Annotated in this window: 10 protein-coding genes; 2 read left to right on the top strand and 8 right to left on the bottom strand. The window is 35.9% G+C overall.

From position 1 onward, the window contains the following. Positions 1–697 precede the first annotated feature (697 nt). Both BP549_RS01020 and BP549_RS01015 read left to right on the top strand, forming a co-directional pair. Positions 698–2,461, top strand: a complete 1,764-nt coding sequence (locus BP549_RS01020; RefSeq protein WP_292377555.1) for a PAS domain-containing protein — start codon at positions 698–700, stop codon at positions 2,459–2,461. A gap of 199 nt (positions 2,462–2,660) precedes the next feature. Next, a complete protein-coding gene (locus BP549_RS01015) occupies positions 2,661–3,131 on the top strand; it encodes a flavodoxin domain-containing protein (RefSeq protein ID WP_292377473.1) in 471 nt (156 codons plus the stop codon). A gap of 174 nt (positions 3,132–3,305) precedes the next feature. On the opposite strand, the gene BP549_RS01010 is transcribed toward BP549_RS01015, so the two are convergent. The 8 genes from BP549_RS01010 to BP549_RS00975 all read right to left on the bottom strand — a co-directional run bounded on the left by BP549_RS01010 (position 3,306) and on the right by BP549_RS00975 (position 11,563). After that, on the bottom strand, positions 3,306–4,103 hold the full coding sequence (locus BP549_RS01010) for a helix-turn-helix transcriptional regulator (protein ID WP_292377472.1): 798 nt from the start codon (positions 4,101–4,103) through the stop codon (positions 3,306–3,308). A gap of 432 nt (positions 4,104–4,535) precedes the next feature. Continuing rightward, positions 4,536–4,943, bottom strand: coding sequence for a DUF1699 family protein (locus BP549_RS01005; protein ID WP_095644032.1), 408 nt, complete (start codon positions 4,941–4,943; stop codon positions 4,536–4,538). Between the two features lie 1,140 nt (positions 4,944–6,083). Further along, a complete protein-coding gene (gene fae / locus BP549_RS01000; protein WP_349682317.1) occupies positions 6,084–6,566 on the bottom strand; it encodes a formaldehyde-activating enzyme in 483 nt (160 codons plus the stop codon). Between the two features lie 380 nt (positions 6,567–6,946). Beyond that, complete coding sequence (locus tag BP549_RS00995) at positions 6,947–7,237, bottom strand: hypothetical protein (protein ID WP_292377469.1); 291 nt, start codon at positions 7,235–7,237, stop codon at positions 6,947–6,949. 168 nt (positions 7,238–7,405) lie between these two features. Then, positions 7,406–8,215: a helix-turn-helix transcriptional regulator gene (locus BP549_RS00990; protein ID WP_292377467.1), complete on the bottom strand. Its 810-nt coding sequence runs from the start codon at positions 8,213–8,215 to the stop codon at positions 7,406–7,408. A gap of 308 nt (positions 8,216–8,523) precedes the next feature. Beyond that, positions 8,524–8,814 (bottom strand): hypothetical protein, encoded by a 291-nt coding sequence (locus tag BP549_RS00985; protein WP_292375723.1) that lies wholly within the window; start codon positions 8,812–8,814, stop codon positions 8,524–8,526. 522 nt (positions 8,815–9,336) lie between these two features. Beyond that, positions 9,337–9,576, bottom strand: a complete 240-nt coding sequence (locus BP549_RS00980) for a hypothetical protein (RefSeq protein WP_292375725.1) — start codon at positions 9,574–9,576, stop codon at positions 9,337–9,339. 616 nt (positions 9,577–10,192) lie between these two features. Next, on the bottom strand, positions 10,193–11,563 hold the full coding sequence (locus BP549_RS00975) for a hypothetical protein (RefSeq protein WP_292377466.1): 1,371 nt from the start codon (positions 11,561–11,563) through the stop codon (positions 10,193–10,195). Positions 11,564–12,125 lie beyond the last annotated feature (562 nt).

Here is a 12,125-nt window from a genome sequence, read left to right as displayed (position 1 = left end):
CAAGTTAATATAACATAAAATCTGGTATAAAAAATATAAATAAAAAGTTTAGCAAAAAGGGAAATCTGATTTCGGAGAATCATATAAGAATTGAATAATAACCCACTCGTGAAACATAAAAGCTTTCACGATTTGTACAAAAAGGCAAGTTAATATAATAGTATCCAAATATTTATATAACTAATCAGATTTTTGAATAATATTGCATAGTGAACGGGCCTGCTCTGGACACATCTACTACAAGATCACACCCTAACAAGCGAACATACTACAAGAATTAACCATAACAGGAATATACCCGTTCACATTATTCAATTTATTTCATTTGAGTGCTTTTTTGCTGATTTAGATATTACTATCTTTTTATTGTATTTCATATAAATCTGTTTGCTTAATTACCTAATTTTACCCTCATTTGTCAGATTTAAGAGTACGGATCCTTCTCAATTTCCAAATAATAGTATAATTTGATTTGAATGCTCGGACAGAATTGACATATGGTATCGGAAACCAAGAAGTAAAGATATTGATTTATAGTCAGCTATTTTTATAGAGATTAAAATATGAAAATAAGATATATGATCAAAGAAATTAATTTGATAGAAATATAATTATATAAATAAAATATAGATGAAAAAGAAGAACACAGGAGTACATAAAAGGGATATTAAAATGCCATGTGAAGGTGATTGTAGAAATGGATGAGGGTTCGGAGGATAAGGGAGCTTTAAATGTGAACTTCCAGACCGCAGGCAGTAGAAACAACATAAGAGGAGAGGCTCTCCACGCAGCCCTGGAAAAAGAAGAGACTCTAAGAACAATGATCAATAATAGTCACGTAGTGCTCTTTCTTTGGAAGAACGAAGATAAATGGCCTGTTGAGTTCGTCTCCGAAAACGTGGCGAAATTTGGATACACGAAAGAAGACTTCATTTCTGGCAGGGTAATGTATAAAGATCTAATATACTCCGATGATCTCGAAGAGGTTGAAAAGGAATTTGAGAAAAAAATAAAAAGTGGGGTTTCCGCGTTCAGCCTGGAGTATAGGATTATTACAAAAGCAGGAGATATTCGATGGATAAATGAAAGGATTTTTATCCAGAGAAATGCAGACGGAGAAGCAACACATTTTCAGGGAGTAGTGCTCGATATCACCAGGAGGAAGAAAGGTGAAGAAGAACTGGAAAAAACTCTTGAGATGCAGAAATTGTTGACTACAGCAGTTAATAATAGCCCTGCAGTAATCTTTCTATGGAAGAACGATAAGCACTGGCCTGCGATTTTTGTCTCGGATAATGTAATACAGTTTGGATATACGGTTGATGATTTTCTATCACAAAAAGTTCAGTACGGTAAAATCATACACCCTGAAGACCTGAATCGAGTAGAAGAAGGGCTTGATAGGAGTATCCAGAAAGGAGAGGTAAGTTTCAATTCGGAATACAGGATTTATACAAAAGCAGGAGATATACTATGGGTAAACGAGAGAACCTTTATCCAGAGAGAAAGGGATGGGAAAGTGTCCTGCTTTCAGGGAATAGTACTGGATATAACCCGTAGGAAGAAAGTTGAAAGGGCTCTGAGGAAATCATTAAAAATGCAGAAAATGCTGGAAAATATAATTAGCAAAAGTCCGGCAGTAGCTTTTCTATGGAGAAATATAGAAAACTGGCCTGTAGATTTTGTTTCTGAAAACGTGACGCAGTTCGGGTACTCAGTGGATGACCTCCTTTCAGGAAACATACTTTATGGAAACATAATCCACAGAGAGGATATCCAGGCTGTAATCGAAAGTCTGGCACGTTCAGTAAGAGAAGGATATGATTCTTTTGATATGGAGTATAGAATATTTACAGGAGACGGGAGTATACGCTGGGTTGAAGAACGAACGTTTATCCAGCGAGATAGAAAAGGCGAAGTTACTCATCTTCAGGGAATAGTTATCGATGTCACAGAGAGAAAAGAGGCTGAGAAAATGCTCGATATCCAAAGGGAACTTGGGGTATCCCTGAGCACTACCTGGAACCTTCAGACTATGCTTAATGATATCCTTGATGCCTGCCTGAAGATAGAAGAGATAGATGCTGCAGGTATATACTTGAAAGACGATCTCATGGACCAGATTAATCTGGTTGCATACCGGGGACTTTCTCCTGAATTTGTGAAAAATGTTTCTATATACAGGGCAGATTCCCCTGAAGCTCAGCAGATCTGGATTGAGAAGCCTGTCTACAGGATGGATTTTTTTGCAGAAAAAATGGCAGATTTAATCAGGAAGGAAGAAATTACTGCAGTAGCCGTTATTCCTATGAAGCACAGAGGAGAAATTATAGGCAGCCTTAACTTTGCTTCTCATACTACAGACAGAATTCCTCAGAATGTACGCAATTTTCTTGAGAGTGTAGCTCTCCAGGTAGTTAACTATATAGCTCCCATCCGTATTGTAGCAGATCTTGGATGACTTTTTATAGCTGGAGTCAACCTTACCATGGTCGACGAAATCCTTATTTAAAATAATTTTTATAATTAATACAGGATTGAAAAGTGAGAAGCTCTTGGTCTCGCCTTATATTCCAGCTTTTGGGAAATATACAGCCACTTTGATCACTTTTTGTCCACTACTGGAGTTAATATAAGATCTTACAGTGAGGGGGATAAGATTGAAAGCGATAGTAGTTTATCTCAGTACCTCGGGGAATACAAAAGCTATGGCCGAAGCAATAGCTAGTGGAATTGAATCAAAACATGTGGATGCAAAAGCTGTTAGTTTTTATGATGTAAAAATCGAGGACCTTAATGAGGCCGATGCGATTGCAGTTGGCTCCTCGACTTTTTATTATAGAATGCTACAGCCTATGGAAAAATTTATGGATGAGACTCTTGCTTCCACAAACCCGAAAGGAAAATTAGGAGCTGCTTTCGGGTCTTACGGATGGAGCGGAGAAGCTCCTATACTAATAGCCGAAAAAATGAGACAGATGGGAATGACTGTTATAGATCCTGTACTCCGGATACTGCACAAGCCCACAGATAAGGATGTGCAAGAATGCAAAAGGCTTGGTATCGACATTGCCGAAAAGCTAAAGCACAGAAGCAGCAAAGCACCACAACCACAGGGAGCACCAAGTTAACCGTAGTTTTGAGCACAATAAGAACTTAATACCTACGGGCTCTGTAGAAAACCCTATTTAAATTAGTTACAATAGGCTGAAAATAAGGAAATAAAAACAGGTCAAGCTATTTAGTTCAAATTAATGAGAATTCTTTATCTCAGAGGATTTCTACAGAGCCAATTTACATGCATTTTATTCCTGTGATATTTGGGTAATCCTTGTAGAGTCCCTAATCAACTCGTCAAAAAGTTCATTTCCGAAATTAAGAGATGAGGGTTCATAACTTATCAGGTTTTCTCTGTCAAAGTGCTTTTGATTTTTCGGGAAAAGAGCAACCATGACAAATTTATCGGTTACGGTAAGATTAGCGATCCTTAGCTCTCCTGAATAAAGGAAAAACTTCATATTTTCTAAGGCCAGCATCTCCCGAAAGTCTTCGAGGTAATCCTTAGAGTAGTACTGAAAAACAGGTTCAGACATAAGAAATGAGAGCTTAACTCCACCTTTGGCAAGTTCCTGACATATAGAAATAAGAGAGGGATCAAAATAGGCCAGACATTCATGAATACAACTCGACTTTGAGAGGTTTTCAACTATCTCTGGATCAAGCTCGAACATCCTGTCCAGATCGGGCTGAATTAATTTACATTTTCTGAGCTCTCCAAGCCGCTTTCGGAGAGAAGGGGGAATTCCTTGGAAATCTCTTTCAACCCAGTAATCAAAGTTGTCCTCGAAAACGTCAATTATACTAACAAGAGGCTGCATTTTTTCAACAAGGACTTTTCCTATAAGCGAGAGGCTATAATTTTTGTCTTCCTGAACAACCAGAGATTTTTCTTTTAACTTTTTGATCTGAGGTAGGATGGCAGTAGATGTTACATCAAGGGCTTCCTTGATCTCATCCATGCTTTTCGGCCCATCTTTCAGAAAGAGCAATAACTGTTTTCGCTTGTCGGAAAGAAAAATCAGCTCTAGAAGTTCTAATTGCAACCCTTCAGTCTCCTCTCGAATTTATGTTGCTAAAGAGATTAGAGCCATCAAAGGTATATAAGTTACTACTGTTTCGACTTTTTGCTTAATATCGAGTCGAAACTTTTTTCATAAGATGCTTAAGATAGGGAATTGAACAGAAAATAAGGAGTAAATTAAAAATTACTTATAAGGAGTAAAATTAAAAATTACTTAATATATGCAGAACAGTGCAAAAGAACAGTGCAAAATAACTTATAAGCAAAAAACATAAGAAGTCTCCCCGCTCTATAAAGCTTACGCTACCGCCTACAATAGGGAGACATCTCAGGTTCCTTAAGTTTAATATTTAGGCTGGAATCGGAATAATGGCGACAACCTCAAATATTTTATACTAATTTATGACCTTACCTGCACCCAAGAATATAGCAGAAATTCCGGCCTTATACGTATTCAGGCAGAAGCTTCCTTTGTCAGGATATAAGCAACCATTTCAGGATTGAGTTTGCTTTCCCTTGAGACCTTTTCTTCGATTCTCTCAGCAGGCGTGCCCTCAGATTTCAGTTCCCTTATTTTCTCAATGACTGAGGAAGGAATGCTGTAATATTCATTGATATCCTTTCTGTGGCCCCATACATCGCCTTCAATAAGCTGAATCCTCTGCATTTCAAGGAACATTTCTATAGATTTCGAAACCGTGCGCCTGTAAGATTTAGGCAGCTGAATTACCTCAATTTTCGGGCAGGTTTCAACCAGTGCAAAAATGTCCTTGTTCGAAGGCCTGAAGGCCAGATGAACAACACGTTCATTAGGATTGAGAGTGAATATTTCCTCTCTGGAACTAACTACTCTAATTTTCATATATGTAATTCCCCCACAGTAAAGTCTTATTTTTACCTCAATATAAACTACTTATACTTATTATAAATATTTATCTGCCCGCACATTTATTTTTTACACAGTATTTCAGTCTTCTATCTCCTTTCCGATCATCAGAGAGGCCGGAAAAAGCCTGGAAAGAACAGAACCTGCAAAAATAATCCTAACTCAGAAATTTTAGTTCCCGCGGGAACTTTCTCAGCAAAGAAATAAAAGAAAAAGCAACCAAGATATCTATCAGAAACAGTTAACTGAAGTATATGTAATGCCCTGACATCTACGATACACTCAATTCCATTATAGGCATAAGACCTCGACAACTCTATAAAGTCACAAGCTCCAGAACCTGTTCCTGAATTAATTACAAAATACAGACATATGAGGGAGATTAGAGATTCTGGTAATACAATATAGCGAGTATAACCTTCAATACCATAGATCTAGGAAGAAGGAGCTACCTATTATAAATTATTAAATATCATGTCTCTGGCAACTTCATACTTTAGAGAAAGAGCGAAAAATCAATAAATTAAAAACAAAAAATAGAAATTAATTTAAGAAGAAAGATATTCTTTGAGACATGAAATTATTCCAGAAAGGAAAAAAATAATGACTGAAATTACCCTACGACAGAAAAAGCAAGGGGTAAAACTGCTCCAGGTATTTTTCAATTCATTATTAGCACGAACTTTGTAAGAAATAACATTACTATTGCCTTTTTTAATTGAAAAATTTCTTGAAGCTTCTTTGTGTAGTTAATAGAATACATCAGCATTTTAGAATCCTATGCTCAGATTATTAGTTTTTCAGGCTTTGTTTTCCACAAAAAACCAGTCTCTATTCCTTACAGATTTTTCCAGCTTATAAGAGGGCACATAATGGGATTTAAGCTCGAATACAGCGTTACAATCTGTTTTTTAAGTAGAGCAGTATGAAAGGTTAGAGAAGTGTCTGCAGCATCTCTATTCGAAAAATGAAGAGATTATTCAGAAAATACTGAGGCAGAATCTCTCTTTGGAGTATATAAGATACCCCTGAGATTCAGCCTGTCAGCAATTTAGTAAGTCAGGCTTCAACCTGAAGTAAATTGCTTTTGAAATTTGAATTACATTGAGCCACAATTCAGGCAAATGGATGTTTTGCTGAGTCTTTTTTAGAAAGCGCTTCTTCGACAGTCGGTTTGCCTTCCATTGCCCTTGCTATTGCAAGCTTTGTCGCTTCATAGTTAAATTCGTAAACTTTATCCTTGTCTTTTGCATCCCATTCAATAAATACAGAAACAATAATAAAAATGTCATCAGCCTGTTCTTCAGGAAGCACTCCATCAGCCACAGAATCCATGACCGCCTTTGCGACTGCAGCCTGAGCCGGCCCAAACATAAGGGCAGCTTGGGAGACATTTTTTATCGTTACTTTGTTTACGAGTAGGGTCACAGGTTTGGGCTGGACATTTGGCTCCAAGACTGCAAGAAGTGGGGTATGTCCCTGCCTGGGCATTGCGAGTGAGTTTATAAATGCTGCTTCGACTGGCCCTCCTCTTGGTCCGATAACCAGATCTATGTGTGCAATTTCAGGGCCAGAGCCAATAAGAGCTTCTCCTACCATACTTTTTAGAATATTTTTGACCAGATAAAACACCTCAGCATATTTTACAACCAAAGGCTTAATACCCAAAATCGCTAGATGGAAGAAGATTGATTTTCATATCATAATGGATAAGATAGCGAATTAGCTATTAAGCATAATTACTCCTATCATGGAGAATGATTAATCCTGTTAATGATTATACATATACATAAATAATTTGCCAGTTCTGGTTTAAACAGGACACCGAAAGCAGATATCTGGATCAAAGTACAAAAAAGATTAAGTAAATTTTATAGAAAAATGGAATATTCAAACAAAAATTCAAAAGGTAAAACCTCGGAAGTCAAAATTGTCCCGACAAATCATCGGATAAATAACTGAACCTTTAATGACTCAATTCAAAAAGAAATGCCTGAAAGGATTTCAAGTCTTTTATTCCAGTGTTCAAGCCCTTTTTTTGCCGCATACCAATCGAAAAAATTGCTTTCTTTACTTCTACTTGGAGCTTCAATCTTTGCCTGGAGTTCAGCAGAACTGAAACCGAATTTCGTTTCGAAATCCCTGCAGATTGCAGAGTAACGCTTGATCTTATACCTGGCAACATGCTTTTCATGCTCAAGAGCCGAGCGAATAGCCTCAGTTACTTCCTGAGGAGAGAAATTTGTTTCGATATTAAGTGTGAAGATCATACCAATCCCCTCAAACATTAGCCCCTTATTCCATTAAATAGTTATTTAAAGAAAGTAATTAGGTACACTCGTTATCTGAAAGGATATATTTTAAGCTTTTAGAACTTTTTTAACAGAGCCTAAATGTCAGATCCTCACTATTTCTGCGTTTAAAAATCCTGATGAATCTCAGCTAATAATTAAGTTAGTATTACCTGAAACTTGAATTGCTTCCTTTTGCAAATGCGAAAAAAGGTCGGTACCCCATTTGAGAGCCTGAGGTTCGGAACTGAATAGACTTTCACGCTCAAAAAATTTTATTTGTGGAAGGATGGTGAGCAGGAAGAACCTATCTGTAACTGTAAAGCCTGCAAGCCTCGGGTTTTTCGGGAAAAGAGAGAGGTTTACATGTTCAAACCCTATAAGAGTTCGAAAGTCTTCGCTATAATCGGCTTTAAACCTTTTTAGTACGGGCTCGGTAAGCATTAAAGAAATCTGGGCCTCTTTTTTTGCAATTTCCAGATAGAGAGAGATAAATGAAGGATGGAAATATGAACTGAAGCCGAAAACCTGCCTTGAAAGGAGAAGGTTTTCCACGAATTCAGGGTCAAGTTCAAACATATGACTCAAGTCCGGACGGATAAGTTTACAGTTTTTCAACTCCCATATTCGACTCCGTAAAACCGGGGGAATCCCTTCGAAGCTCCGTCGTGACCAGTAATCGAAATTATCTTCAAGCACTTCCAGAGTATTCAGAAGAGGTGGCATTTTATTCACAATTGCCTTTCCTATAATGGATAGCTCATAAGTGTGATCCCTCTGTATGACCAATTTTCTGTCCTTAAGCTTTTTAATGTGAGGAAGAATAGAGACGGAATCAACACATAGGTATTTCTGGATTTCATGTATGGATCTGGGCCCATCTTTGAGAAAAATCAAGAGGTTCCTGCGTTTCTCAGACCGAAAGACGAGTTCCATTAATCCGATATTTGTGCCCATCCAACCACCTAAAAAGATACAATATGACCAATGACACCGCAGTTATAAATACATTTTCATTAATTTTAGACACTTCTGAGCTTTATTATTACTTAGAACAGGCCCAAAAGATGCAAGCACTAGATCAGACCTGAAAATACCTGAAAAACAGTATAAAACAATAACAGGAGTTACTAGGATTAAGAGTAGCAAGGATTTAGAGAAGTTTTCAATCAGGTGTCAATTAGCTATTAAGAAATTTGTAAATTAGCTTTGAGGGATATTTGTAAATTAGCTTTGAGAATATTATTAATCAGTTTATAGAGAAGTTAAAATTTGATACCTTTGAGGAGGGCCAGCTTTCTTTTCCAGTGGTCAAGCCCTCGTTTTGCAGCATACCACTCAAAATAGTTATCTTCCCCGATAAGTTCTCCAGCTTCAAATTTTTGTATGAACTCGGTAGAGATCAGGTCATAACGATCTTCAAACTCATCGCAGATCATGGCGTAACGGTCTATTTTGTATTTTGCAAGGTGTTTTTCGTGTTCCAGAGCCGAGCGAATAATCTCGCTTGCTTCCTGAAGCGAGTAATCGGTATCAATCTGCAAGGTTAAATCCATGTTTATCCCATAGAAAATTATTACTGGTACTAAAAAATAATCCTATATTTCTTTTTCTGTTTTATGACTCAGGCATTTCTTTCCTGGACCAAAGAATCCAATAAATTCCTTTTTTCCAAGTCCGAAGCTTATCTGCACCCTATGCTTTCACAAATTAATAACTTTTACCTCCTATGAGCAGAAGAAGTCACTAAAAGATTATCATAATCTCTTTCCAAAGCTAGAATCAATTTAAAGTGAAAATTTAAAAAATAAAATAGCATAAAAACAAAAAACATAAAAATAAAAAGTTTTAGGGAGAAGAGATAATGAGGGAAAAATAAAGTAAAATAGAAAAATAAAGGGAAAATGGATATATAAGGCAATATAGGGAAAAATAAATAAAAACTGGAAAAATAACATAGGGAGATATGAGAAAATAGAGAAGAAAAAAGAAAAAAAGAAAAGGAATCGGAAAAAGAAAAATTCAGAACAGATAGTTTTTGTAGAATGTATGGTTTTTAAAGCAAAGCCACACAGTCATCAGTTCTCGGCTACATTGGGAATTTTCCCGGAGTTCTCCATGTTCCTGTAAATGAACGCTGAAGAGTAAGCAAGCAGCATGAATGTAAAACCACCGAGAAACTCCGCCTCGATGAATTTTAGAATCATACCTACGAAGAACGTAAACTGTATAGCACACAGCACCATTCCGGTTACTGTGAACATTTTCTGACGACTGCTACTATCACTACTGTCTGGATCATCGGATTCTTCTGACATTTTGTTTCAAACCTCGCAAATAAAGGTACTAAGGGTGCTCTTTATTAGCTCGTTTTTACTTTGTGTAAATTTTCTTTAATTCGTTTATTATTTTTGTGTTTTTAATCAGATCAGGCCTTTTTGTCGGCAGGTTTCAACTAGTTCAAAAACGAAATAGAGTTCCCCACCAGAGCGCATAGTCTAGACTCTTATGGAGTTCTAAAAATGAGACAAAAAGCTGAAAACTTCAATGGATGCATCTGAAGGTTCAGTTCTACATTGATCCTCTGGTGCAACATTATCTGAAAAAACACGCTCCGAATTAGAGACTTTTATACAGTATCCTTATTTATTGGGGATAGTATATATAGCTTACGAAGCAGGATTAAGTAATGCCTAGGATGATACTGATATTTCAGGTAAAGGTTTTGAGATTCATCATACTTTAGACAATTTTTCAGAAAAATCCTGGATCTTTACCTGAAGTCAGAAGTTTAAAAATACGTGATATTTTCAAGGTTGTAACTTATCAGGCATCGGGATGGTTTATAAGAGTAGATTTTATTTCAGTAGAATACCCCGCAGCAAGCTGCGGGGTAAACCAGCACAACTTTGATTGTTCAACACTTTGGTTGCTTTATGATTTTTTATCTTCTGGTTTGTCGTCTTCTGATTTTTTGTCTTCTAGTTTTTTATCCTTAGATTTTTTTACAAGCCCACATATAGCTCCAATAAAGGAAACTCCCACTCCGCTAAAAATCCATTGTATATTTTTATACATCCATGACTGATCATCATCATCTTTTAAGATATTCAGAGTAACTGCAATTTTGACGAATTGATTATGGATATATTCAGAATTAACCGTGGGATTTTGAGATTCTTCAGAATCTTCACCTGAAGACTCAGAATCTTCACTTTTTTCAGGTTTACTTCTAGATATTTTATTATTAACTTCTTTAGATTCAGAAAAAGCAGTTGTTACATTTCTATCATTTTTAATTTCACCTTTATCAATTTTGAATCCATAAGCAGTCCCTGAGTTACCTGTTACAAGTTTGACTTTTAACATATCTCCTGTATACCATTCCGTCCAGAAATCTTTACTTGACTGCCAGTAATCATAGGTCACAAGTTTATTGTCATACTTATCATAAATAACTAGTATATCGGAATCAGCAAGATCAAGATTTTCGAAGTGGATTCGTATCTGAGTGGCACCAGGCTTGCTTATATCAGGCCATTTATACTCAAAGTTGTTTGCATAAGGATGATATGATTCGGCTAGAGAGTCATTAGATATACACACATCTGATCTGCTTTCTAATTTGTCAATTTTGAATCCATAAGCGGTCCCTGAGTTATCTGTTATAAGTTTAACTTTTAACGTATCTCCTGTATACCATTCCGTCCAGAAATCTTTACTTGACTGCCAGTAATCATAGGTCACAAGTTTATTGTCATATTTATCATAAAGAACTAGTATATCGGAATCAGCAAGACTAAGACTTTCAAAATGAAGTCGTATTTCAGTAGCACCAGGCTTGCTTATATCAGGCCATTTATACTCAAAGTTGTTTGCATAAGGATGATATGACTCGGCTAAAGAGTTATTAGATATACACATATCTGACCTACTATCTAATTTGTCAATTTTGAACCCATATCCTGTCCCTTGGTCGCTTGTGATGAGCCTAACTCCTAACGTATCCCCTGCATACCATTCTGTCCAGAAGTCTGCTTTTGTGATGTCAGAATAAGTTACAAGATCATTTTCATACTTATCTAAAATAATTAATTTATCGTAATTACCAATATCTAGATCTGAAAAATGAAGTCGTATTTCAGTAGCACCAGGTTCACTTATATTAGTCCATGTATATGTAGAATTATTTGCATAAGGATGCTTAGACTCGGCTAAAGATTCAGATGACGAAGCAGATGTACACCCAATCATAATTATCAATAAACAACATAATACAATTTTTAAAACGCATAATCTAGTCATCTCTCCACCTTCTCAACTTTTAAAGAATGATATTTAGTAAAGTTCTCACAGATAGAGAAATAATAAACAGTCAACTTTTCGAAAAATTATCATGTTTTCAGATAGATTTCTTTTTACTGTTATTGATTTCTCATTTTAAGCGGATAACTTCTGAAGATCCAGCGTTTTTATTATAGTTGAATACCCAGCTGCAAACCACGGGGTGTGACAACTTTAATTCGAAGTTATGAAAAACTTAATAAGTAACTGTAAATAAATTGATTGAAAATCATCCAAAATTGAATGTCTCTCAATAGCATTATTTTCAAAGGTATTATGTGACACATATAATAATTTTTCGAAAAATTTAAAAAAATATTTTATATCGTATACCGATTAATTTTCAGTTTGATGAAATTCTAAAAATTGACATAAATATTAAGATACAAAGAGATATAAGAGGTTAAATAAGTAGTGAAAAATACTCTAGAATTATTATACAAAATAGAAAAATCATCCTCTTCAAAACTACACCTTTAAATCTCATCCCTTCCTTCTCTATCCCATAATATAACTCTTATAA

This window comes from Methanosarcina sp. UBA289 (genome assembly GCA_002496565.1).
Classification (GTDB): Archaea; Halobacteriota; Methanosarcinia; order Methanosarcinales; family Methanosarcinaceae; genus Methanosarcina.
Note: the sequence above shows the minus strand (reverse complement) of the source record. Positions and strands in the feature narration are given on the sequence as shown.

Coding starts and splice junctions, on each gene's coding strand:
- fae (WP_349682317.1), bottom strand. CDS start 6,566: ATGGTAGGAGAAGCTCTTATTGGCTCTGGCCCTGAAATTGCACACATA.
- BP549_RS00975 (WP_292377466.1), bottom strand. CDS start 11,563: ATGACTAGATTATGCGTTTTAAAAATTGTATTATGTTGTTTATTGATA.
- BP549_RS01005 (WP_095644032.1), bottom strand. CDS start 4,943: ATGAAAATTAGAGTAGTTAGTTCCAGAGAGGAAATATTCACTCTCAAT.
- BP549_RS00985 (WP_292375723.1), bottom strand. CDS start 8,814: ATGGATTTAACCTTGCAGATTGATACCGATTACTCGCTTCAGGAAGCA.
- BP549_RS00980 (WP_292375725.1), bottom strand. CDS start 9,576: ATGTCAGAAGAATCCGATGATCCAGACAGTAGTGATAGTAGCAGTCGT.
- BP549_RS00995 (WP_292377469.1), bottom strand. CDS start 7,237: ATGATCTTCACACTTAATATCGAAACAAATTTCTCTCCTCAGGAAGTA.
- BP549_RS01020 (WP_292377555.1), top strand. CDS start 698: ATGGATGAGGGTTCGGAGGATAAGGGAGCTTTAAATGTGAACTTCCAG.
- BP549_RS00990 (WP_292377467.1), bottom strand. CDS start 8,215: ATGGGCACAAATATCGGATTAATGGAACTCGTCTTTCGGTCTGAGAAA.